The 23,622-nt window shown below is 70.4% G+C and carries 19 protein-coding genes and 3 pseudogenes; 17 read left to right on the top strand and 5 right to left on the bottom strand.

Annotation, left to right across the window (positions count from 1 at the left end; translation table 11 throughout):
- The first annotated feature begins 141 nt into the window (after positions 1-141).
- Both mobF and OCT49_RS01045 read left to right on the top strand, forming a co-directional pair.
- Positions 142-1,870, top strand: a pseudogene (gene mobF, locus OCT49_RS40000) (MobF family relaxase).
- Positions 1,867-2,206, top strand: a pseudogene (locus OCT49_RS01045) (hypothetical protein). Before mobF ends, OCT49_RS01045 begins: the two co-directional pseudogenes overlap by 4 nt.
- Before the next feature lie 199 nt (positions 2,207-2,405).
- Here the strand turns inward: OCT49_RS01045 and OCT49_RS01040 are convergent.
- On the bottom strand, positions 2,406-3,260 hold the full coding sequence (locus tag OCT49_RS01040) for a MerR family transcriptional regulator (RefSeq protein WP_283849987.1): 855 nt from the start codon (positions 3,258-3,260) through the stop codon (positions 2,406-2,408).
- Positions 3,261-3,432: 172 nt separating this feature from the next.
- Positions 3,433-3,972, bottom strand: coding sequence for a DEAD/DEAH box helicase family protein (locus tag OCT49_RS01035; protein ID WP_283849986.1), 540 nt, complete (start codon positions 3,970-3,972; stop codon positions 3,433-3,435).
- 347 nt (positions 3,973-4,319) lie between these two features.
- On the opposite strand from OCT49_RS01035, the gene OCT49_RS01030 reads away from it, so the two are divergent.
- From OCT49_RS01030 to OCT49_RS01020, 3 genes are all read left to right on the top strand, one after another.
- Positions 4,320-5,327 (top strand): hypothetical protein, encoded by a 1,008-nt coding sequence (locus OCT49_RS01030; protein WP_283849985.1) that lies wholly within the window; start codon positions 4,320-4,322, stop codon positions 5,325-5,327.
- Between the two features lie 165 nt (positions 5,328-5,492).
- Positions 5,493-6,245, top strand: coding sequence for a hypothetical protein (locus tag OCT49_RS01025; RefSeq protein ID WP_283849984.1), 753 nt, complete (start codon positions 5,493-5,495; stop codon positions 6,243-6,245).
- A gap of 9 nt (positions 6,246-6,254) precedes the next feature.
- On the top strand, positions 6,255-6,905 hold the full coding sequence (locus tag OCT49_RS01020; protein ID WP_283849983.1) for a hypothetical protein: 651 nt from the start codon (positions 6,255-6,257) through the stop codon (positions 6,903-6,905).
- Between the two features lie 941 nt (positions 6,906-7,846).
- Here OCT49_RS01020 and OCT49_RS01015 read toward each other — a convergent pair.
- Positions 7,847-8,413: a group II intron maturase-specific domain-containing protein gene (locus tag OCT49_RS01015; protein WP_283849982.1), complete on the bottom strand. Its 567-nt coding sequence runs from the start codon at positions 8,411-8,413 to the stop codon at positions 7,847-7,849.
- Positions 8,414-8,599: 186 nt separating this feature from the next.
- Between OCT49_RS01015 and OCT49_RS01010 the strand changes: the two genes are divergently transcribed.
- Entirely contained in the window at positions 8,600-9,394 is a 795-nt protein-coding gene (locus OCT49_RS01010) for an IS5 family transposase (RefSeq protein WP_283849981.1), read from the top strand.
- Here the strand turns inward: OCT49_RS01010 and OCT49_RS01005 are convergent.
- The gene (locus OCT49_RS01005) at positions 9,351-9,896 is read right to left on the bottom strand and encodes a hypothetical protein (RefSeq protein WP_283849980.1); all 546 of its coding nucleotides are present in this window, start codon (positions 9,894-9,896) and stop codon (positions 9,351-9,353) included. The two genes, OCT49_RS01010 and OCT49_RS01005, sit on opposite strands and share 44 nt — an antisense overlap.
- 490 nt (positions 9,897-10,386) lie before the next feature.
- Between OCT49_RS01005 and OCT49_RS01000 the strand changes: the two genes are divergently transcribed.
- From OCT49_RS01000 to thpR, 7 genes and pseudogenes are all read left to right on the top strand, one after another.
- A complete protein-coding gene (locus OCT49_RS01000; RefSeq protein WP_283849979.1) occupies positions 10,387-11,658 on the top strand; it encodes a sensor histidine kinase in 1,272 nt (423 codons plus the stop codon).
- Positions 11,655-12,329 carry a response regulator gene (locus OCT49_RS00995; protein ID WP_283849978.1) on the top strand — a complete coding sequence of 225 codons (675 nt, stop codon included), beginning with the start codon at positions 11,655-11,657 and terminating at the stop codon, positions 12,327-12,329. The genes OCT49_RS01000 and OCT49_RS00995 overlap by 4 nt, the downstream gene beginning before the upstream one ends.
- 158 nt (positions 12,330-12,487) lie before the next feature.
- Entirely contained in the window at positions 12,488-13,735 is a 1,248-nt protein-coding gene (locus OCT49_RS00990; protein ID WP_283849977.1) for an alpha/beta hydrolase, read from the top strand.
- A 308-nt stretch (positions 13,736-14,043) separates the two neighbouring features.
- Positions 14,044-14,364, top strand: coding sequence for a hypothetical protein (locus OCT49_RS00985; RefSeq protein ID WP_283849976.1), 321 nt, complete (start codon positions 14,044-14,046; stop codon positions 14,362-14,364).
- Positions 14,365-14,516: 152 nt separating this feature from the next.
- Positions 14,517-15,671 carry an aminoglycoside phosphotransferase family protein gene (locus tag OCT49_RS00980; RefSeq protein ID WP_283849975.1) on the top strand — a complete coding sequence of 385 codons (1,155 nt, stop codon included), beginning with the start codon at positions 14,517-14,519 and terminating at the stop codon, positions 15,669-15,671.
- A 63-nt stretch (positions 15,672-15,734) separates the two neighbouring features.
- Positions 15,735-16,136 (top strand): annotated as a pseudogene (locus OCT49_RS00975) (nSTAND1 domain-containing NTPase); the annotation flags it as partial.
- A 263-nt stretch (positions 16,137-16,399) separates the two neighbouring features.
- Positions 16,400-16,996 (top strand): RNA 2',3'-cyclic phosphodiesterase, encoded by a 597-nt coding sequence (gene thpR / locus OCT49_RS00970; RefSeq protein ID WP_283849973.1) that lies wholly within the window; start codon positions 16,400-16,402, stop codon positions 16,994-16,996.
- A 187-nt stretch (positions 16,997-17,183) separates the two neighbouring features.
- Here the strand turns inward: thpR and OCT49_RS00965 are convergent, their stop codons facing one another.
- Entirely contained in the window at positions 17,184-17,822 is a 639-nt protein-coding gene (locus OCT49_RS00965) for a TetR/AcrR family transcriptional regulator (protein ID WP_283849972.1), read from the bottom strand.
- A 181-nt stretch (positions 17,823-18,003) separates the two neighbouring features.
- On the opposite strand from OCT49_RS00965, the gene OCT49_RS00960 reads away from it, so the two are divergent.
- From OCT49_RS00960 to OCT49_RS00945, 4 genes are all read left to right on the top strand, one after another.
- The gene (locus OCT49_RS00960; RefSeq protein ID WP_283849971.1) at positions 18,004-19,497 is read left to right on the top strand and encodes an APC family permease; all 1,494 of its coding nucleotides are present in this window, start codon (positions 18,004-18,006) and stop codon (positions 19,495-19,497) included.
- On the top strand, positions 19,497-20,597 hold the full coding sequence (locus tag OCT49_RS00955) for an alcohol dehydrogenase catalytic domain-containing protein (RefSeq protein WP_283849970.1): 1,101 nt from the start codon (positions 19,497-19,499) through the stop codon (positions 20,595-20,597). The genes OCT49_RS00960 and OCT49_RS00955 overlap by 1 nt, the downstream gene beginning before the upstream one ends.
- An 88-nt stretch (positions 20,598-20,685) precedes the next feature.
- The gene (locus OCT49_RS00950; protein WP_283849969.1) at positions 20,686-22,020 is read left to right on the top strand and encodes an NAD-dependent succinate-semialdehyde dehydrogenase; all 1,335 of its coding nucleotides are present in this window, start codon (positions 20,686-20,688) and stop codon (positions 22,018-22,020) included.
- 24 nt (positions 22,021-22,044) lie between these two features.
- The gene (locus OCT49_RS00945; RefSeq protein WP_283849968.1) at positions 22,045-23,418 is read left to right on the top strand and encodes a hypothetical protein; all 1,374 of its coding nucleotides are present in this window, start codon (positions 22,045-22,047) and stop codon (positions 23,416-23,418) included.
- Positions 23,419-23,622: the final 204 nt, after the last annotated feature.

The following is a 23,622-nucleotide window of genomic DNA, read 5'->3' as shown; positions in this document are numbered from 1 at the left end:
TCAGCCGAGTACGCTCAGATACATGCTCCTGACCAGCAGGAATAGCGAACTGCGACTGGAGTACTAAGATTCCATGGGCTGATGATCAGCATGTCGCCAGTTCGCCCGGGGAATGGGTGGCGCTATCTCTTCCGTGGTGTGATGGTCGGTGACGGCCACCGCCCTGCAGGCAAGGCGCTGCGCGCCGCCCAGGACGAAGCCGGTGTCCCGGCCGACGTGTGGAAGGGCCGGGGCCTGGCCGCGCTCGGGCTCAAGGACGGGGACGTGGTCACCGAGCGGCAGGCCGAACTGCTCCTGGGGGAGGGGCGGCACCCGGACGCCGACCGGATCGAGCGCGGGCTCCTGGCGCAGGGCAAGAGCCCGGCGCAGGCGAGGCGGGCGACCGTGCTGGGCAGGCCCATCGAGCACCACCGCTCACCCAAGACCGACAAGGCCAAGGAGCGCACCCCCTGGCTGGCCTTCGACCTGACGTTCCGGCCCCCGCCGATGGCACACCTCGCATGGGCCCTGATGGACGACAGGCACTGCCGGGTGCTGGAGCTGTGCCAGGACATCGCCCGCGACAAGACGCTGGATTGGGTGGGGGAGGCGGTCGCGGAGATCCGTTGGAAAGCCGGCGGCAAGCGCCGCGCCCGGGTCAAGGACGGGCTGATCGTCGCGGTCTTCCGGCACTACGAGTCGCGAGCCGGAAAGCCGCTGCTGCACGATCACGCGATCGTGTCGATCCGCGCCCGGCGGCCGCACGACGGGAAGTGGGGCAACCTGTCGGCGGACTCGCTGATGGCCCACATAGTCGCCGCCGACACCCTCTACACCCTCCACTTCATGGAGGAGATGTCCGCGAGGCTCGGGTGGGCGTGGGAGCCGCGCGAGGTGACGCCCGGCCGCCGGCCCGTCATGGAGATCGCCGGACTCGACCAGCGGCTCATCGGCTGGCAGTCGACCCGCCGTCAGCAGATCCAGGACGCACTGTCCGTCCTCACGGCCGACTACGAGCAACGCCGGGGGCACCCGCCGGGGGAGCGGGCCGCCTACGCGCTGGCCTGCCAGGCCGCCGACCAGACCCGCCCGCCCAAGCGCACCGAGCTGTGGTCGCTGACCGAGCTGCGCAAGCGATGGCGCGACTCGGCGATCCGGGCCTACGGCGCCGACGTCGTCGACCGACTGGCGGAGCGGGCGCGGGCGGCGGCCGCAGCGGTATGGGCACGGGTGCGGCCAGTGGTCGACATAGCGCTCGCGGCCGTCGACGTCGTCGCCGTGGTCTACGTGATGCGCGGCGCGTTCAAACACCACCACCTGCTCGCCGAAGCCCGACGCCACCTCGCCCACGCCCTGCGCGGCCGGCCCCACCAACCCGGCCTGGACGAACAGATCGTGCAGACGGCCGTCGACGACTACACCCGTCCGGCCAGCCGACGGATGATGACCGCCGACCTGCGCGCCCTGTACCCGCGCGACACCGAGGACCAGGCCGTGGTGCGCCCGCTGACCCGCAAGCGGCCCGCGACCCCGTACGAGCGGGCCCGCCTCGCCGCCGGCACCCTGGCCGCCCGGGTCAACGCAGCGCGGCGTGCGGAGCGTCTGGGCTCCCGCCCCCGGCCGTACGCGGTCTCCGTGCCCGCCGCCTCGAGGACGCACCCGCGGCCGTTCCGCACCGGCCCGAAGGACGGCCGCCTCCTGGAGCCGGAGACCGGTGTCGACACGGTGGAGCAGACCCGCCGGACCTTCGAAGCCGCCGCACGGCTGGCCGCCAGGCTTCAGGACGGCAAGCGGGAGCGTGCCATCGCCCCCGGCCACAGCCCCGCAGCCGCACACTCAGCAGCCCGGCACCCAGCACACACCAGGCCGGACCACAGAAGGAGTCGCATGAGCACCCCGGAAGAACGACCCAACCCCGACGACGCACTCGCACGTGCCCACGCGGCCCGCGCGAAAATGGCCGCCGCGCTCAACGAGGACCAAGAGCCCGAGCCCGAGGAGCCCCTGGGGTGGCAGCCGATCTGGAAGCGCCCCCGGAAGCCGAAGTCCAAGGCCGCGAAGAAGCAGGAACTGCGCAAGCAGCGGCGGCGGCTCCAGGACGCCCGCAAGCGCCGCCTCGCAGTCGCGCCGGCCACGCTCCCGGCAGAACCGGATCGGCAACGCGGCCGCGCGCCGCGACGCCCGCGCCCTGTCCCGGGTGCGGCACCCCACCGCATGGCTGTGGTGACGATGCCGGGCATCGTCCCTCGAGTGGAGTCCACCCGATGGCGCGCATCGTCACCGGATGCAGAACACCGAGTGGAGCCCACCCGGTGGACTCCACTGAGCTTCCGCCAACTTGAAGCCGCAGCTCAAAGGGCTGGTATGACGGTCTTCCGAGGTGCTCACGCAGGTCAGTGGTGGCAGTCTGCGGAGTAGATCGTCTGTCATCGGTTGACCTTTTCGAGGTCGGAAATCGAGCTTGGGCGGAAGGGTATTGCGATGTCGGCCACGTGCTCGCCCGGCTCGGCGGTCGCCCAGTTCGGGTAGTACACCTCTCGATTGGAGGCGCTGACGGCATATCCGTGCTCGGCGAGCCATACGCCGACGGCGTCATGGGCGGCAGCCATCGCCGAGTAGCCCTCGTGCTGCTTCGTCAAGGCGGTGTACGCCTCGCGGTGCGCGGGCTCGATGCGTACCCCGATTTGGCCGGCTGGTTCGACATCTGGGCTCTGGGTTGGAGCGCAGATCTCGACCGGGCCGTCGGAGTCCTCGCTCACCAGGCCGTGGTAGACGGCGAAGAGCGGTCCGGACAAGCCCGCTTCTGCCTGCCGCAGGTGGGAGAAGAGCAGCTCGCTCGAGTCCGCGAGGAAGCTGGGCAGGTCTGCGGCGGTCACGTGGCGCTGGATGAACAGGACTTTCTGCTCTGGCACGTCGCGCTCGGAAACCTCGTACATGGTCGGACTTCTTCCGGTCAGAACCTCTCGGGCATAGCCCACCGCAGCCCGGCGAGCCACGTGCACAGCCTCCTGTTCTCGCCAGTACGAGGTGAGCAGCCGCACCGGCTCCTCACCGCTCGAATCGAGCACCTCCGCGATCCGCGTCAGCGGCATGCCGGTGGCACGCAGCAGCACGATACGGCGGGCCCGTTCAACCTGGGCGAGACCGTAGCGGCGGAAGCCGGTTCGCGGATCGACCCGGGCCGGGGGCAGCAGCCCTCGGTCCCCGTAGAGCCGCAGCGCCTTGAGGCTGAGCCTGGTCCTGGTGGCGAGCTCGCCGATGGTGATCAATTCCTCTTGCACGGGACCACTGTGCCCTCTGCCCTTGGGGGAGGGCCAAGTCACGGGTTCCTCTTCGCGCTCGCCGGACAGCTTCTACGATCCAGCATGCACAGAGCGTAGAAGACCGTTGATGGGGATTTCCGGAAAAGGGTGTGATCGAGCCTCCGTGACTGCTACCGCTGCAATCCGATGATCACGTCCAGCCTGCTGCCCTGAGCACCCCTACGGCGACGTCGGTGACGGATCCTGTGCCGGCGTCGACGGTGAAGTCGTCGACTGCAGACCGGCTGAGGATTCCGTCCAGTTCACCGGCCCGGTTCAGGTGCCATCGCAGTGCTTCGGGCTCACTGCCGTGGCGTTGGACCAGTCGCTGGTGGATGACCGAAAGCTCAGCCCGGAGCCGGCAGACCATGAGTTCAGCACTTACGGCATCGGCCAGCAACTTCCGCTCGTCCTGGTCCTCAACCACACCCGCGAGAACGAGGCGCGTCGCTCCGGCATCGAGATAGTGACCGGTGACGGTCTGCAGATTCCACAGGAGCATGCCGAAGTTGAACCGGTCACCGGGAGGTGTGGGCCACGACTTACGTAGCCAGTCGAGATCGATGACGGCATGAGGGATCCCGGCGTCGGCGAGAAGGTCGCCCACGGCCTCGGCAACGGTTGTCTTGCCCACGCCGACAGTGCCATTGAGGAGGAGGGCATGGGCGCCCCGAGGGCTGTCTGCGTGCATCTCGGCATGCTACGCCGAGCAGCTCGGGCGTCGGAGTCACGCCTGTCGCTGACCGAGAAACGCATGTCCGCCACCGATTCGAGCACCGAAAAGCCGGTAACCAACCGCTGACGGACGATCTACTGCGCAGACAGCCGCCCACGACCAGCGTGAGCACCCCGAGCACCGGTCACACCAGCCGTTTGACCTGCGACTTCAAGTTGGCGGAGGCTCAGTGGGCTCCACCCGGTGCGCCGGATGACGATGGACGCCACCGTGGTGCGCACCGCGAGGGTGCGCCACCGCACCCGGTGCGCCGCGCCACCCGACGATGCCCGGCACTCTCGCGCGCTGGTGCGCCGCACCCGATGCTCCGCACCGCACCGGTGCGCCCGCCACCGGCCGACCGGCTGCACCGCCTCCAGGACGCGTTCACCACGGCGGCCGACGACTCCCGCGCCCGCGCGGACCGCTACCCCGACCAGGACGACGCCAACGCAGTGCACCCGGTGCGCGACGGTCCGCCCCGATACCCGGGACGGACCGTCGCGCACCGCGCGAGCCCCGCGGGGCTCGGTGGATACTGGCGTCCGATGACTTCCGACCGCGCGACGCGCCTTCGTCGACTCGCCCGTACGCTCACCGACCGGTTTGGCTTCCAGGCAGGCGGCCCCCACCGGCACGGTGCCGTCGAGGCCGAGTGGTCCGCATCCGCACGGGCCTGGACGTTCGCGTGGACCGACGGGCCGACCGTCGCGCAGGTGCGGGCCGCCTGCCTGGAAACCGAGCCGACGGCGAGCGAGGGCCTCCGGTACGCGCGGACGCTCTCGGAGGACGCCGTCGCACTCGGAGCCGTCCGCCTGACGGTCAGCCCCGTCACCGACGCGAACCGCCGCCCCTTCCTGAGTCCGGCCGACATCGAGGCGCTGCTGAAGGACGAACCGTCCCCGGCTCCGCGCACGGACCGGGAACGCGCGCTCGTGTACGCCGTGCTCTACGAGATCCACGACGCGGACCACCGCAACCAGGCCCAGGCGGAGGAAATCTGCAACATCGTCAACCGGTACGGCCTGGCGATGTTCTTGCGCCGGAGCGGAGCGGAGCTGTCCCCCGTCGAGGTCCTGACCGCCCACTACGCGGCGACGCACGCCCATCCCCCCTGGCGCCACCGGCTGGCCCCGATGGACGCCGTCGTGCTGTTCCGGGCGGTCCGGGAAGACTTGCGGGCGACGACGGAGCTCGTCACCGCCGCCCTCGCCCTCCTGCCCGGGCTGCCTGCCGAGTACGCCGCGGCCGAGGGCGAACTCCGAAGCCGCCTCGAGCACGCCGTGTCACTGGCACAGTCAGGGAAAGACGGGAACAGCCCCTTCAGGTGACCAGACGCCGGACCGAGGCACGGCACGCCCCCGAATTCGGCCGACACTGTCGCATCCCCGTCGCGGTCGTGCCCGAAGGCGAAGACCTTCACGCCGCGGATGCCGAGGGCGGCCCAGCGAGCCACCGTGGCGGGGACGTCGGAGAAACAGCCTAGGCTCAGGGCCATGTCCGCGCTCTCCAACTTCGCCGCCTCCCTGCCCGCACCAGGCCCGCTCCGCGCACGGGCCCGCGTCCTCACCCTCCTGGAAGCGGCCTTCGGTTCCCGCTGGCCGCGCTACAGCCACGCGGCCGCCGACGGGAACGGATTCGAGCACTTCTGGTACGAGAATGGCGGCGGGGACGACTACCACGTCTTCCTCGGCCCCTCGTCGGCCTTCCTCCGAGCCTTCGACCACGAGTCGTGGATGAGCCCCTACTCCGAGGACGAACTCTGCCCCGGCCTGCTCGACGGCCTGCCGGAGGATCTCACCCCGCTGACCCGGCTGGAGAACGACGAGCCGGAATTCCCCGCCCTCACCCTCGCGCTCTGGCACGACGGGACCGCCTGGCGCCACGGCGACCCGCGGCCCGGGGACGGCCGGGAACCCGAGCTAACCTCCTGGATGCTCGCCCCGCTGGCGTCCTTCACCCCCGACCCCCTCACCAAGCACTTCGGCCACTACTACTCTCGGCCGGTCGACACCGGCGTGCTGGAGGCCCTCGTGGCAGGGGCGCCCGTCGACCGGGACCTCGTCGAACGCCTCGCCCCCGGCACCGCCTGGGAGCCCGTCGAGGAACTCGCCCGCCGCCTCGACGCTCCGGCCAGGTGTGGGGGCTCAGGCTTCATGGCCACATCGCTGGCAGGTGGACCGGGGGTGACCCAGGCTGCTTCCACCACCACGTATGCCGGATGCCGAGCCGCCGACCGCCATCCGTAGCCTTCCTCTGTGCAGACGACTTTGATGATCTACGACGGTACGGCAGCGCCCGACGCGGACGTGCTACGGACCGGGGGCGTGCCGCTGGCGCCCGAGGGATTCACCTGGCCGGTGTGCGGCGGCTGCGGAGGGCCGCTGCAGTTCTTCGCGCACCTGCCGGTCGAGTACGGCGTTGTGTTGGTGTTCGTCTGCCAGAACGATCCGGGCGCCTGCGAGATGTGGGACGCGACCTCCGGAGCGAATCGGGTCCTTCTTTTCCCGCCCGCGGGACTGGTACCGGTGGCCGTACCCGCGGAGGGCGTGACGCTGCTGCCCGCGGTGTCGGCGATCACGCTCCGGCTCGTGACCGTCGACCCCGACGAGGGCGACGGCGACGAAGGCGTCCCGCCCGATGCGTACGACCTCGCCCGTTCGGGGTGGGCGCGGGAGCCCGGCGAGCGGTTCGGGAAGCAGCGCGAGGTGCTCGGGTCCCTGGGTGGCAGCCCCTCCTACCTGGAGGACGACCGTCTGCCCGAGTGCCCCTCCTGCTCAGGGGCGACGGAGTTCGCGGCACACTTGGAGGAGGGGCTCGACCAGCAGTCGGCAATGAACCTCGGCGGCCAACTGGGTTACGTCTTCGTCTGCCGCCCCTGCGCCAAGGGCGCCTTCCTCACGGACTGAGCGCGCGCTCGTGGGCCGGACTCCCTTGGAGAAAGTCCGGCCCACGGGTTCGTCGGGACCGGTCGTCAGGACCTGCGGGTCGCCACCGCACGCCACTGTTCGTCCAGCGTCACCCTGTCGGCCTTCCCCGTGACCTGTAGCTCCCGGATGGAACGGGAGCCCTTGGGCCTGGAGACCTGAGCTTCGCACCCCGCCGTTACCAGCAACGCACGTCAGGCCCGGGGACAGATCCTCGAACACTGATCCGTAACTACACCTTCGGCATCAGCCGACCTCCTTCAGCGAAGTTCACTCATCTCGTGCGACTTTCGTGTCGCACCCCCGGCTCGGAGTACTACGGCGGCTCCGCCCCGCCCCGGCCCGACCGGCCGACGATGGACCCAGCCCTCCGTCCGAGATGGATGCACGGCAGGAGGGCGGAACCAGGACGGTTCCCGTGTTCGCTCGCTGTTCGATCGTCGGAGTAGGAGCCCGGCTATGCCCCCGCGGCCTCGCCACGGCTACCCCGCAGCACTTCACCGTGGCCTTCCCACGCGACCGAAATAAACCGCCCGGGAAGTTCCCCGCCAGCCGAATATCCAGCAGGGACGCACCGCATCCAGCCCTCATCCACCAGGTTCGAGCCGGTGAATAGTTGAGAGACGTAAAACGCCGGTTCCTCGCGTACTCCTCTCCGTCTCGCTCGCCGGGCCCACACCATCTGGCAGTACTGGCACGTCCCGGCTTTGTCGGGGCTGCTTCCCGCCCTCCCCGGCACCTCCCGGTTCAGGCTGCCCCCAGCTTCAATCGCCCTGCTGCGACAGGGTGGCGGTGCAGTAGGGGTCGGACCGGGGCGCGGTACTGGCCTTGTGACCAGCCCGTTTCCCCGGCCCGCCCTCCGCACCGGACATGCGACTCTCACCGCATCCGGCGCTCCACGGACTCCCTTGGGACCGCGCGGTTCACACCGTCGCGGCCTTCGCCCACGGTGTCGGGATGCTGTATCCACGCCAGCGATAGCGGGTCACCTTCACCCGCTGCGGGACAAACAGCGTGATCCCGTCCTCCTCGGGCCGCCAACCGGGCTCGCCGGTCAAGTAGCGGCGCCGCAGAGCCCTCCAGTCGATCCCGGGGTGCTGCTTCCTCAGCCACAACGTCACTCGACGCCAGCAGAAGTCGTCGAGATAATGGAACGTGGCTGTGGACGACCCGAACCGGAAGTAGTAACACCATCCCCGCACCGCCGAGTTGAGCTGGCGGAGCAGGTCGGCGAGAGTACGTTGACCTCTCTTGTTCGTCACCGCCCGCACCTTGCCCGTGATGGAGGCCAGTGCCTTCTTCGACGGATAGGTGTAGACGTAGTGCTCGCTGGTGCCCTTCTTGCGTCTCCGCTGGATGTGAAAGCCGAGGAAGTCCAGCCCCTCATCGATATGGCAGACCCGGGTCTTGGTAGCTGTTGTCGTTCCGATCTTGAGGGGCCGGTGTCGAACGGGAGTCTCGATCGGGTGATCGCGGCTGGCCGTGGGCATGAAGGCAGGGCCTCTTGGTAGCTCGGGGTTGCGAAGCCAACCGAGATCCAGGAGACCCTGTTGCCGCAGTTGTACGTGCTTGCGCCGGTGGAGTTCAACTCGGCTGCTCCGTCGTGTGATTGCGTCGCTCACCGGTTCGGGAATGCGGCCGATCACCCGGAACGTGTTCGGCGGTATCCCTCGGACATGACGGACGCGGAGTGGGCCGTGGTCCGGCCGCTCCTGCCCGTTCCGGGCTGGATGCGGGGCCGGGGCGGGCAGCCGGAGGCGTACTGCCACCGAGTGATACTCGACGCGATCCGCTACCTCGTGGACAACGGCGTCAAGTGGCGGGCGATGCCGGCCGACTTCCCGCCGTGGGACCGGGTCTACGCGTTCTTCCGCCGCTGGCGCGACCACGTGCTGGTCAGGGAGTTCCACGACCGGCTGCGCGAGCGGGTCCGTCAGAAGGCGGGGCGGGACGTGGAGCCGACGGCCGGTGTGATCGACTCGCAGTCCGTCAAGGCGGACGCCGCCGTCGTCGGCGCCGACAGCCGCGGCTTCGACGGTGGCAAGCTAATCAACGGACGCAAGCGGCACGTCGTGGTCGACACCCTCGGCCTGCTGCTGGGCGTCATGGTCACGAGCGCGGACATCGGAGACCGCGCCGCCGCGAAAGCGCTGCTCGCCCAGGTGGCCGACGCCCACCACCGGCTGGAACTCGTCTGGGCCGACGGCGGTTACACCGGCAGCCTCGTCGAGCACTGCCTGGCCGCATTCGCCCTGGTCCTGGCGATCGTCAAGCGCAGCGACGACACGCGCGGCTTCGTCGTGCTGCCCAAGCGGTGGATCGTCGAGCGTCTCTTCGCCCACCTGATGCGAAGCCGCCGCCTGGTCCGCGACTTCGAACGATCCACCACCAGCGCCGAAGCGATGGTCTACTGGTCGATGACCATGATCATGACCCGCCGCCTGGCCCGGTCACATTCTGCGCGAGCGTGAAGCGGCCCGCCTGCCGCTCGGCCAGCCAGCCTCGCGCGACCAGCCGCTTTGCCTTCGACCGCAACGCCTCCACCTTCGCCGGCACCGCGTCCAGCCCGAACAATACGGCCATCTCCTGGCAGGTCAACGGCCCCTGATGGAGACGATTCCGGTCCGCGAGAGCCTGCAGAATGCGCTGGTAATCCACCGACAGCACCGACGCGTCCAGGCCCTCGCGCCACACCGGCACCTGCGACTTCGGCTTCGCTGCCATCGACGCCGATGACACCTCCTCTGCCTGCCCCTGGGCCGGCACAGTCCGTTCGGTCCGGGCGTGATCTCCGGTCCAACCCACCGGACCCAGCACCTCGCCGACCCGCGAGCGGGCGATGACCCACTCCTTCCATTCCCGCTCGGCCACTGCCAGCTCGGCCTGGACACGGTCGGCCTCCTCCCGCAGCTCGTCCACACGACGGCGGGCACCCAGCTCACGCTGTTCGAGCAACCCCACGACTGACGGCATCCACGGCCTCCCCGGAGTCGATGACACGACAGGCCACCACTTCCACGGGATCACCGAACCTATGCCTGACCAGCGAAAACGCCGTCCTCAGGTTCGGTACGACAACACCTACTGAGCGAGGCCTTGGCCACCAGGGGGATGTTCTCCACCACCGGCCTGCGGTGCCTGTTGGCCGAGCGTGGCGTCGACATGCTTTCCGATCCCCGCCGGTACCTTCGAGTCTTCCCGGTACCGGGCGTACCGCTCTTCATCCCCCCAGGGCAAAATCACACGGCCCGCCGGCCTACCACCCCACCGGCCCTCGCACCCTCCTGCCCTCCCGCACCGAAGCCGCGAGCGAGCGCGCCATGCGCCGGGCCCATGGGGCGGATCCACGGCACGTAGCTCTGCGGAGCTACGTGCCGGATGGGCTCCCCAGGAGGACGCGGGCCCGGCCCGAGACCTCCTAGTGTCGGGCCGGGATCTCCTCACCCGGCACGAAGGACCAGAAATGCCCGATAATGCCCGCATGTGCGACTACGTGGAGGGCCTGGCAGCCCCGGGGCCGCCGCGGCGCCCGACCGCATGGCACCCACGGGCGGACCTGCTGACCGCACGGTCCCAGCCCCTGCCGCCCATGACCTGGCCCCGCAGCCTCCGCCTGCTGCCGCACACCCTGGTGGTACTCGCGGCCGTCGCCCTGGCCGCCACCGGGGCGGACACCACCGCACGCCTGCTGGCCGTGGCGCACGCGGCCACCGTGGTGGTGGCGCTGTGCCGCCCGGTGCCCGCCTGGTGGCTGTCGACGGGACTCGCCGTCGGGATCGTCCTGGGGCATCCGTCCACGCCCGACAACGAACTGTGGGTATGGGCCGTCCAGGCCTGCGTCCTGTTCCTGCTGACGCTGCGCGTCCCGACACCCTCGGCCGCCCTGGCCACGGGACTCAGCGGGCTCGTGATGCTGAGCCTCGAACTGGCGGGGGCGGCGGTGGGCTCATGGCAGCTCGCGGTGTTCGGCTTCGTACTGTTCGCACTCGCGCTGATCACCGGCGCGGTGGCGCGCGGACGACGTGAGGACCGGGCCCGGCTCACCGAACAGATCGCGGCCACCGCCCAGGAGCGGGCACTGCGCACCGTCCTGGAGGAACGCGCCCGGATCGCCCGCGAACTGCACGATGTCGTCGCGCATCACATGTCGATGATCTCCATCCAGGCGGACGCCGCACCGCACCGCGTACCGGATCCGCCCCAGGCCCTGGTCACCGAGTTCGTGTCGATCCGGGCCACGGCCCAGGAAGGACTCGACGAACTGCGGCGCCTGCTGGGCCTGCTGAGGGCCGAGCCGCCCGGCGACGAGCCACCGGCCACCGCCCCGCAGCCCTCGCTCGCCCAGCTCGACACACTGCTGGCGTCGGTGCGCACGGCGGGCCTGCCGGTCACCGCACACACCGGCGGCACCCCGCGTCCGCTGCCCCCCGGGGTCGAGCTGTCCGCGTACCGCATCGTGCAGGAGGCACTCAGCAACGTGCTGCGCCACGCCCCCGGCGCCACGGCCACCGTCCACGTCGACCACGGGCACAGCACACTGCGACTGCGCATCGCCAACAGTCCCGCGACACGTCCCGCCGCACCCTCGCCCGGCGCCGGCCACGGCCTCACCGGCATGCGCGAGCGTGCCACGATGCTCGGCGGCGAACTGTCGGCGGGCCCCACCCCCGACGGCGGCTTCGAGGTCGCTGCCGTCCTTCCCGTCCCGCCGTACGCCGAGGAGCCCACCCCATGACCATCCGCGTGTTGATCGCCGACGACCAGGCGATGGTGCGCGAGGCCTTCTCCGTCCTGCTCGGCGTGCAGCCCGACATCGAGGTGGTGGCCACCGCCGAGGACGGCGTGCAGGCGGTGGAGCAGACCGACGAACTGGCCCCGGACGTCGTCGTGATGGACATCCGCATGCCGCACATGGACGGCATCGAGGCCACCCGGCGCATCGCGGCACGACCGGGCAGCCGGACGAGGATCCTGATCCTGACCACCTTCAACCTCGACGAGTACGTCTACGAGGCCCTGCGCGCCGGAGCCTCCGGCTTTCTGCTCAAGGACGCCTCCGGGGACCAGCTCGCCCAGGCCGTCCGGGTCGTCGCGGCCGGCGACGCCCTGCTCGCGCCCGGCCTGACGATGCGGCTGATCACCGAGTACGCCCGGGTCACCGCCGGCCCGCGACGGGCCGCCGGAGTGCGCGTCGAGGAGCTGACACCGCGGGAGACCGAGGTGCTGTGCCAGATCGCGCTCGGCCTGTCCAACGAGGAGATCGCACAGCGCCTGACCATCGCCGAGGAGACGGTCAAGACACACGTCGGGCGCATCCTCATGAAACTGGGGCTGCGCGACCGCACCCAGGCGGCCGTCCACGCGTACGAGAGCGGACTCGTGGTACCGGGCGCACCGCCCGCCTGAGGCCGTCCCTCCGCAGAGCCAGGCGGAAGGTTGGCTCCGGCGCGGGACGCCCCACGAAGGTGCGTGGCACGACGCTGGTGGTGCGTCGGGAACAGCGGCAACAGGAGGCCGCCCCCGGCACACCACCCTTCGTTTCCCCACTGCCCAGGAGCCGCGCCATGTCCGCGTCCGCACGATCCGTGTCGCCCGAATCCACCACCACCGCCCCCGCCCCCGGGCCCGGGGCAGTGGCCCGGCCGGGCCCGCTGCGCCGCACGCTCCGCGCGGCCCTGGCCGTGTTCACCTCGTTCCTCACGTTCCTCGTCGTGGCGATCGTGCTCGGGGCGTACGTACCGGCGATACCGAAGATCGGCATCATCGGTCCCGTCCTGGGCGGGCAGTACCCGTTCCACCTGGCCCTGTTCGGACTTGCCGGGACCGCTCTGGGAGTACTGGCGTGGCGCGGCGGGCTCGTACGCTGGGGCCGGGCCCTGACCGCGCTCACCGCACTGGCCACGGCGGGCGCTCTCACCATCGGGGCCGTCCAGTTCACAGCGGCGAAGAACGCCGGGACGGATGTCTCGTTCGGCGATGTCCTCACGGAGCTCACCTATCCCGACACCACCCCGGACGCCACTCCCACCTACGCGGTGCGCGACGGTGAGCACCTGAAGGCGGACGTCTATCTGCCCAACGGCGCACGGGCCGGTGCGCGGCACAAGGTCCCGGCGATCGTGCTCGCCCACGCGGGCGGCTTCCACACCTTCGACAAGAGCGACCTGCGCGGCACGGGCCGCTGGCTCGCCGACCACGGCGTGGCCGTTCTCGCCGTCGACTACCGCCTGGCCACACCCGACCGCCCGACCTGGAACAAAGCACCCCAGGACCTCGTCACCGCGCTGCGCTGGGCCGAGGAGCACGCCGACGCGTACGGCATCGACGCCGACCGGATATCGATGGGCGGCATGTCGGCCGGCGGCACACTCGCCCTGGACACCGCCTACCGCCTGCAGAACGCCACACTGAAGGCCACCGACGGCCGGACACCGAAGGCACCGCACTCGGTCGTCGGCTTCTACCCGGGCACCGACGTGACCGACATGTGGCAGCGCGACGTCGCCGGCACGCGCGAGGCCGCCGAACTGTTCACCGGCGGCACGCCCCGTGAGTACCCCGCCCGCTATCGCGAGGTGTCGCCGACGAACCAGATCGCGAAGGGGCTGCAGCGCACCCTGCTCGTCGTCGGGGACCGGGACCGCAGCGCGCCGCCGTCCACGGTGAACGACCTCGCAACGGCACTGCGCTCCAAGGACGTCGACACCACGGTCGAGCAACTCCCCTTCGCGGAGCACGCCTTCGACGACGCGTACGGGAGCCTGACATCGCAGACGAGCCGGCAGATCCTGCTCGACTTCCTCACCCGATGAACCCACTGCCGAGGCGCACCACTGCGGAACGTGCTCGATGCCAACGACCCCGAAAGTTGACTCGCACTGGACGCGGCAGTGCGTGAAGGGGGCTGGTACCGCTCGCAGGTCGGGCCGGCATGGGAGCACACCGGTCCGCTGCCCGCCGACCTGCCCCGGCTCGACGAGCCCCGTCTCGGGCCTTGGCACGGATCCCGTTCGATGAAGCGATCGCCTTCCCCGCAGAGCCCCGGCCGGCAGGAACAGTCACCGCCCGAAGCGGAACGGGCAGCTTGTCCAGGGGCGGCGGGGGAGACGATCATTCGGTCATGAGACCCGAAGTGCAGACGTTCGTCGCCGACGGCCCGCTTCCTGACTGGGACGCGAGCGAGGAAGAGATCGACCGGCGTGAACGCCAGCTGAGGACGATCTCCCGCCCTGTCACGTCCGAAGAGGCCGCTGCCCTGGCCACCTGCTTCGGCCCCGACGACTGCTACGGCGTCGCCTGGACGCTCGTGCACCTGATCGAGACGGCTCCCGGTCCGGTACCGCCGTGGGAGGATCCGGGGCCGGAGGCCGGGGACTGGGCCGAGGTTCTGCGGGGACGATGGGGCGGCGGACTCCCACGGCTTGGCGGCTCAACTGCATGAGGTGTCTTCAGCGACTACGTGCTGCGACGGTGCAAGCGGGAGGCCGGGGTGAACGACTGAGCACACCTGAAAAATCCACAGGTACCGGAGAACCGGGCGCCGACAGGTACGTGCAAGCCGGTCGGCGGGGGAGAGAACCACGGGGTGAGCGGATGACGGATGCGCCAGGAGGGACACGCGGAGTCGACACGCTGCGGGACCTCTTGACCGAGCTGTGCGCCTCGCCGGTCGTTGTCGACCGTCGGGAGCCGCTGAAGTCATGGACCGTGACCCGGGTCCGGCTCCGGAACGCTCCGGCACTTCCGAGCCCCGTGGTCGTCAAGCGCATATCGGACGGGCAGCGCGAGAACCGCACCGCTTCATGGCGGCTGCGCACGGAACTGGCGGCACTCCGGTTCCTCGGTGAGGACCTGGGAACGGAACTCGCTCCTCGCGTCATCACTGCCGACACGACTGCCGGGTTCCTCGTCCTGGAAGACCTCGCTCCGCGGGTCTGCCTGGACCAACTGCTCCGACAGGACGGCGCGGCGGCGCACGGCGACCGGCTGGCGGCGTTCGCCCGCGCCCGCGGCACACTGAGCGCGGTCACCGCCGGGCGGGCCGAGACCTACTACGCCCGGCGGGCCGGGCTGGGACCGGTCGACACCGCGGCGGACCGGGCCGGACGACTCGTCCCACTCCGCGAGGAGGCGATCGGACACGCATCGGCGCTCGGGACGCCGCCGAGCAGCCGGACTTTCCACGAACTCACCACAGCCATGCGCGAATTGGCTGAACCGGGCCCCTTCCTCGCCCTCAGCAACGGTGACGCGGAAGCCAACAACATCATGCTGCACGCCACCGGCCCGGCCGATGCCCGCCTCATCGACTTCGAATTCGCCGGCTACACCCACGCGCTGACCGACGCGGTATGCCTGTACGTTCCAGGCCCGGCCTGGCTGACCGTGGGCGATCCAATTACTACGGGCCTCGCGGATCAATACCGCCACGCCCTGGCCCGCGGCATCCCGGAAGCCGAGGACGACCGGCGGTACGGAGACGGCCTCGCCGCCGCCTGTGCGTCCTGGGCACTCGTCCGCCTGCAGCGACTCACCCGGCTCGACACCCGCCCGCCGGGCGACCACGGCCGACTCCAACTCATCGCCACACTGGAAGCCGCCGCGCACACCGTCGGGACCCACCGGGCCCTGCCCCACGTCACCGGCTGGATCCGCCGTATCGCCGCAGTACTGCGCCGCCGCTGGCCCGACGCGGACCAGGACCTCACCGATCCAGAGGGATTCCCGCCCTACCGGCCCCGGCACTGACCCCGGACGTCCGCTCACCTCTTCACCCCGCGGTGAACGACCGCGAGGAGCGACCGGCGCCTCGCCCGGCGCGGTGACCTCAGCTCCGACCAGTGGCACCTTGCCCAACGACTCGCCACCCACACCCGGCTCCTCGTCACCGACCGCAGCGCCGAGGGCACCGAAACCGTCGAGCTCACGCACGAGGCGTTGATCGGCGAGTGGGAAAAACTCGCCGCATGGGTGGCCGAGGACCGGTCCTTCCTCGGCTGGCGGGAGACCGTGCGGCACGAAATGGACCGCTGGCAGGAAGCGGACCGTGCCCCCGAACACCTGCCCACCCCCACCGCGATGGCCGGCGCCGAACAGTGGCTCCCCGCCCGCGACGCGGCCCTGAACCGGGCCGAGCAGCAGAAGGACCAACGTGCAATACGCTTTCAGAGGCGTCACCATCGACGGCGGCACGGTGCTGTACGAGAGGCCTGACAACGCCGTCGAAGCGCTTCAGCTGTCGCCGGACCGATGGTACCGAGAGCTAGCTGTGCGACGTCATCGGCGACCGGGAACTCACCCCGGAGGAGGTGGACCCGCTTCCCGCCGATCCGAGAACCCGGAACCCCTGCGCCGCGGACTGAACCACGGCCCCACCGGGCCGGGCCGGCACCACCACCCAGTACCGCGACCGCGAGTGCTCGCCTGCCGTACCCCGGGTCATCACATCCACCACCGGGTACGGTACGAAGGCCGGTGTGAACGATCAGACTCAGCCCGCGACTGTTCGCGTGTTCATCGCGCTCGCCCCGCCCGACCACGCGAAAGAAGAACTGGCCCGGGAACTGCGCCCCGCCTACGGCACGCACCCCCGGATGCGGTGGAACCGGGTGGAGGACTGGCACATCACCCTGGCGTTCCTCGGGGAACTCCCGGTCGGGACGGTTCCGCTGTTGCGCCCGCCTCTGGCCGGCCTCGCGGCGGATCACCAGCCGCTCCGCCTGGCACTGCGCGGCAGCGGGAACTTCGACGACCGGGTGCTCTGGAGCGGGATCGAGGGAGACCTCGACGGGCTGCACATGCTCGCCGCCGATGTGCGTACCACCGTCAAGAACTGCGGTGTCGCCTTCACGGAAAGGCCCCTGCGACCCCATCTGACGTTGGCCCGTGCACGCCGGGGCGACCGGTCCTCGGTGGGGGAGATCGCCGAAGGGCTCGCCGGGTTCACCGGTCGTCAATGGCACACCGAACGTCTGCACCTGGTCGGGAGCAATGTCGGCCGCAGCCGAGGGCCGATCCATTACCGCGACATCGAGGCATGGCCGCTCGGCGACAAGAACTCCACCGGAGCCTGACGGACCGGAAGCACCAGGGGAGGCATGAGCCCCCCGAGATCTCCCGGTCTCAGCTCACCGCGGCAATGGCTGGGGACGGCTGTGGACCCGCGCCGACCACGGCAGCGTCCGGGACGAAGCACTCGGCCGCCGGCACCCCCGGCCGGGGCGTACCGTCCATCCATCCCACTTCGTGACGGGCGATGACTCAGGGCATTCGCAGGTCGCCGGCCGCCAGACCCAGTTCCGCCTCTGCGAGCGTGCGGGCGAGGTCGGTGAGGGGCGCCGCGCGACGGTCGGCGCTGGTGTTGATGTACGCGCCGGCCCCGTCGACGACGGCGAGGATGCGTACGGCGGCCGCCCACGGATCCTCGCAGCGGAACGCCCCCTCCTTCACGCCCCGCGCGACGATCTGCTCGATGCGGCGGCACCAGCGCAGCTCCTGGCTCACGACCTGACCGTGGAGCACGGGGCGGTAGCGGGACAGGTGGCGCGCGTTGAGCCAGAGCTTGCTCACGTTGTCGAACTCGGCACCCGAGATCAGCGTGAAGAAGCGCCGGAGCACCCCCAGGGGGTCGCCGTCCTCGGCCCCGTCCGCGGTGTCGGGCAGCAGGCCGTCCAGCTCCGCCGTGGTGGCCTCGGCGAACGCCTCGGCCACCAGTTCCTCGACCACCGGGAAGTAGTGGTGGATGAGTCCGGACTGGACTCCGAGACCGTCGGCGATCCGCTGACGGGTGACGCACTCCAAGCCCTCTTCGAGCCCGACCCTCGCGGCCGCCGCCACGATCTCGCGGCGGCGCTCGGCCGCCGATTTGCGAACTTGTCGCCCAGCACCCCTTGACGTCATGGCAAGGATGCTATTGGCTGTGCAGCCAAATGGCAATTGGCCTTGGAGCCAATACATGGTCGCCGCCCGTACGGCTGCTGTGGCACCAGCCCCGTGGCTGGTAGGAACCGGCAGGCCGACGGCCGACCCCCACCCTGTGAGCGACGCCGACGCGCGCCCGTAGCAACGCCAGGAGACGAACGTGGACCACAACCGCGCCGATGCCGGTGACCTGGCTCAGTACGGCTACGAACAGGAACTCAAACGCACCCTCTCCCCGTGGGCCGTGTTCGCCCTCGGCTTCGCGACGATCTCCCCGGTGGTCGGCATCTACGCCGTCGTCCAGCTCGGGTTCGTCTTCGCCGGCCCCACATGGATCTGGGCGGTCGTCGTCGCGTTCCTGGGACAGCTGCTGGTCGCCACGGTCTACGCCGAGCTCTCCTCGCAGTTCCCGATCACCGGCGGCGTCTACCAATGGGTCCGCCGACTGGGCGGACCGCGGCTGGGCTGGCTGGTGGGTTGGATCTACCTGGCCTCGGCCATCGCCTCCCTGACCACCGTGGCCTACCTCGGTTCCAGCTGGCTGCACATGCTCTTCAGCGACTCCGCACCGTCACCGCTGACCCATGTGCTGCTCGGGGTGGTCTTCATCGCCGTGGCCCTGGGCATCAACCTGCTCGGCGTCAATCCGGTCAAACACTTCCTCAACGCGGGCATCATCGCCGAAGGCGTCGCTTCCCTCGCCATCAGCGTCTTCCTGCTGCTCTTCGCGCGCAACAACGGCTTCGGCATCCTGTTCGACACCCTGGGCGCCGAGGCCGCCTCGGGCGGGTCCGTCGTGGCCGGGTTCGTCACCTGTCTGGCCGTGGCCGGCTGGGCCTTCCTGGGCTTCGACGCGACCACGCAGGTCGCCGAGGAGACCGAGCAGCCGCGCCGCAGCGTGCCCCGGGCGCTGCTGCGCTCCTACGTGTTCGTGGCGTTCACGGTGCTGCTGACCTCGGTCGCGGTGACGTTCTCGCTGCGCCGCCCCGAGGACGCCGTCTCCGGGAAGACCGCGGACCCGGTCTTCGAAGCGGTGGCGCAGAGCCTGGGCGGCTGGAGCGAGAAGCCGTTCGTCATCGTTGTCCTGGTCGCGTTCTTCGCCTGCGCCATCTCCATCCAGACCTACATCGGGCGGGCCGTCTACGCCTTCGCGCGCGACCGGCAACTGCCCTGCTCCGCCCAGCTCGCGAAGGTCGGAGAGCGCCAGATCCCCTGGGCCTCGCTCACCGTGACGGCCGTCCTCGCCGGCCTCGGCCTGCTGCTCGGGCTCAACGGCAACGCGGCGGCCACACTGATCTCCTTCGGGTCCGGCGGCTTCTACTTCATCTTCCTGACGGTCGCCCTCGTCGCGCTCTTCGCCCGCCTGAGCGGTCGCTGGAACCCGGCGGCGGGCGAGTTCCGCCTGGGCCGGGCCGGTCTGGTGATCAACGTCCTCGCCGTGGTGTGGCTGCTGTTCGAGGCCGTCAACATCGCCTGGCCCCGCGCCGAACTCGCCCCGCCGACCGGCAGCTGGATCCAGATCTGGGCCGTGGTCCTGGTCTTCTCCGCACTGCTCGTCGTCGGCCTGGTCTACGTGGCCGTCGCCAAACCCCACACCCGGCTCTCCTCCACCCCGTCGTCCGAAGAGAACTCCGAAGAGAACAAGGCCCACTGATGTCCGCGCACCTTTCCCCCGCCATCGCCCACGACCCCGTCGCCGGACTGCACATCCGCGAGATCTCCCACCGGCCCGCCGGGCCGGGCGAGGTCGAGATCGACGTCCGCGCCGCCGGGGTGTGCCACTCCGATCTGCACATCCTGACGGGCGACTGGCCCAGCGACCGTCCCCTCGTACTGGGCCATGAGGCCGCCGGTGTGGTCACGGACGTGGGCGAGGGCGTCAGCGCGGTGAAGGCGGGCGACCACGTCGTCCTTTCCTGGTTCGCGCCCTGCCGTCGCTGCCGCAAGTGCCTGGCCGGCATGGCCTGGCTGTGCACCGGCACCCGGGCCGTGGAGAACACCTTGCCCGACGGCACGACCCCCATCACCGACGCCCGGGGCGAGGAGGTCTGGCCCTACCTGGGCCTCGGCGCGTTCACGAGCCGGGTCGTCGTTCCCGAATCGGCTGCGGTCAAGGTCCCCGACGAACTGCCGTTCGGCATCGGAGCCCTCCTGGGCTGCTCCATCTCCACCGGCATCGGCGCGGTCATGAACACCGCCGGCGTGCGGCCCGGCGAGTCCGCGGTTGTCGTCGGCGCCGGAGGAGTGGGCCTGTCCGTGGTGATGGGCCTGCGCCTGGTGGGGGCCGATCCCATCGTCGCCGTCGACCTCTCGCCCGAGCGCCTGGCCGCCGCCGAACGCTTCGGAGCGACCCACACGCTCGACGCCGCCACGACCGATGTGGCCGCCTGGTGCCGGGAAGAACTCGACGGGGCCGACTACGCCTTCGAGGCCATCGGCAGCCCCGAGGTCATCGAGACCCTCCCCGGCATGCTCACCTCCGGCGGGGCGGCCGTCCTGGTCGGCATGGCCGCCACCGACGCCACGGGCGCGTTCAACCTCTTCGACCTCGCCGACCAGGGAAAGCGCATCCTCGGCTGCAACTACGGCTCCAGCGTCGGTGCGATCGACATCCCGAAACTGGCCCGTCTCCACCTGGCCGGCCGGCTGCCGCTGGACGAACTGATCGGCAACGTCCGCCCCCTCGACGAGGCAGCCGCCGCCTTCGAGGACCTCAAGTCCGCCGTCGGGGGCCGCACCATTCTCGAACCGTAGGGCTCCACGACACCGGCCTCGCGGCCCACCCGGACACGAGTCCGACACGCGGCCCCCACCACCGCTCCCCGAACTTCCTGGAGACCTGATGTACGCCGTCACCGACCCTTCCACCGGCATGACCACCCGGACCTACCCGACCGCCACCGACGCCGAGGTGGCCGCGGCCGTCGACGCCGCCCACGCGGCCACCGCCTGGGGACGAAGCACCTCCGTGGCCGAGCGTGCCGCACTCCTGCGCCGGCTCGGGGATCTGCACGCCGAGCACCGCACCGAACTGGCAACGGGCATCGTGCGCGAGATGGGCAAGCCGCTCGACGAAGCGGAGGGCGAGGTCGACTTCTGTGTCGACATCTACCACTACTACGCCGATCACGCCGAGGAGTTCCTCGCCGACGAGGAGCTCTCCGTCACCTCCGGACCCGGCCGCGCCGTCATCCGGCGCAGCCCGGTGGGGGTCCTGCTCGGCATCATGCCGTGGAACTTCCCCGCCTACCAGGTTGCCCGGTTCGCCGCCCCGAACCTTGCCCTGGGCAACACCATCGTCCTCAAGCACGCCCCGCAGTGCCCGGCCACCGCGGCACTGCTGGAACGGCTGGTCGCCGAGGCCGGCTTCCCGACCGGCGCCTACGTCAACGTCTACGCCACCAACGAGCAGATCGCCGAAGTGATCGCCGACCCGCGCGTCCAAGGCGTGTCCCTGACCGGATCGGAACGCGCCGGGGCCGCCGTCGCCGAGATCGCCGGGCGGCACCTGAAGAAGGCCGTCCTCGAACTCGGCGGCTCCGACCCGTTCATCGTGCTGTCCACCGACGACCTCGACTCCGTCGTGGACGCCGCCGTGTCCGCCCGCCTCGACAACACCGGCCAGGCGTGCAACGCCGCCAAACGGTTCGTCGTCACCTCCGACCTCCACGACACATTCGTGGAGAAGTTCACCACCGCGCTCCTCGCCCGCCAGTCCGGGGCCCCCTTGTCCTCGGTCGCCGCGGCCGACACCCTGGAGCGCCAGGTGGCCGCCGCCGTCGCGGAAGGCGCGACCCTGCACACCGGGGGCGAACGCAGCGGCGCCCGCTTCCCGGCCGGCGTCCTCACCGGTCTCACCACCGAGCACGCCACGGCGCACCAGGAACTCTTCGGCCCGGTCGCCATGGTCTTCCGGGCAGCCGACGAGGAGGACGCGCTGCGGATCGCCAACGACACCCCGTACGGTCTCGGGTCGTACGTCTTCACCACAGACCCGGTACAGGCCGCCCGCGTCGCCGACGGCATCGAGGCCGGCATGGTGTTCATCAACGGCGTCGGCGCCGAGGGCGCCGAGCTGCCCTTCGGCGGCATCAAGCGCTCCGGCTTCGGCCGAGAGCTGGGCCGCCCGGGCATCGAGGAGTTCGTCAACAAGAAGCTCATCCGCACGGTGGCGTAGCCGACGGCGGGGACGGGGCTCGCGGTGTCCGGCCGGTGTGAGCGCAAGGCGAAGGAAGCACCGGCCGCGCAACCGTTCGAGGCAGAGAAGAGTCTAGGGAACGGAAAACTTTTTCCTGGAAGCCACCGTCTGTTTTCCCGCGTGCCGACAGAGGATCTCTCCATGCCGATACCCCCGCACAGCCGTCGCACCTCCCGTGCCGTTACCGCCGTCCTCGGAGCCGCCGGACTGATCGCACTGGCCGCGGCTCCCGCCGCCTTCGGCGATGAAACCGCACCCGAATTGGTCGTCGGAGGCATCGCGCCGGTCAACGGGGTGAAACCTGGGAGCAGTTTCGATCTGCCGGCCACCGTGGCGAACAAGGGCACCAAGGCAGTCGAGAAGGTATGGGTCTACTACGCCGTCACCCGAGGGCTCGACTTCGCGGAGGTTCCCGCCAACTGCCGGACACAGCAGGTCCGGTCCTACGACGAGATGCCCGAGAGATGGACCGCGGTGTGCGCGTTCGACCAAGTGGTGGAGCCGGGCACCGTCCACACGCCCGAGAAGCCTCTCCGCGTCGAGGCACTGGACCGCGCGCTCAACGACGAACTGCGGGTGAGTGTCTGGGACGTCGATCCCGGAGAGGACGAGAACGGCACTCCGCCGGTGGCGGGAACCGCGCCGGCGGTGAAACTGGTCGAGGGACAGGCCGGGGGCGAGGGATCCGCGAGACTTGTCGATGTACCCGTCACCTCCGTCAACACGGCCGACTACCAGGTGACGGGTGCCGCGCTGAAGGGGAGCGTCGGTGACACGGTGACGATGAAGGTGAAGTTCATCAACGCCGGGCCCGCCTGGATTCTGACCAAAGAGGGGGAGCGGTCCGTCAGCGTCACGGTCACGCCTCCCGCCGGAACGTCGGTCGTCAAGCGCGGCCAGTTCTGCCGGGCCAAGGGCAATGCGTACGTCTGCGGCATGCGGTCGCTGAACGAGGGCAGCCAGGAGACCTACACCTTCGAGCTGAAGATCGACAAGCGGGTGGCGAACGCCAAGGGCCGGGTGGCCCTGAGCACCGAAGCACGACCCTTCGACCCCAACAAGGCCAATGACAAGGCCGACATCACACTGGACGTCACGGGCAGGGGACCGACCGGCTCGACGGGCGGCTCGGGCGATGCCTCGGGTGGCTCGACGGGTGGCTCGGACAATTCCTCGGGCGGCTCGGTCGGCGGCTCGGGTGGTTCGGGAGGCGGCTCGTCGACGGCCGGTGACGACGGGAGCACGACGGGCGGCGGAATCCTGGCGGAAACCGGCTCCCCGGCGCTGCCGATCACGGGCGCGGCTGCCGCAGCGGTGGCCACGGGCGCGGGCGTGCTTCTCCTCGTGCGCCGTCGCCGGGCCCAGAACCCGAGCTGACGACCGTTCGACGCCGACGGTGGTATCGGTCCCGGGCCCACTGGTCCGGGATCTCCGCGCTGCACCGATCGGGGGCCTCGGGTGGTGTCGGGGGACCGGGCCGAGTCGGCGGAAGACGGGGCCTTCCGTCGGTCCGGCAACGCGGCGAGGCGCCGATCACCGGTGTGGCACGCGCCGACATTGCCGGAGGCGGCCAACCGGATG

This window comes from Streptomyces sp. ML-6 (assembly GCF_030116705.1).
Taxonomy (GTDB): Bacteria; Actinomycetota; Actinomycetes; order Streptomycetales; family Streptomycetaceae; genus Streptomyces.
Note: the sequence above shows the minus strand (reverse complement) of the source record. Positions and strands in the feature narration are given on the sequence as shown.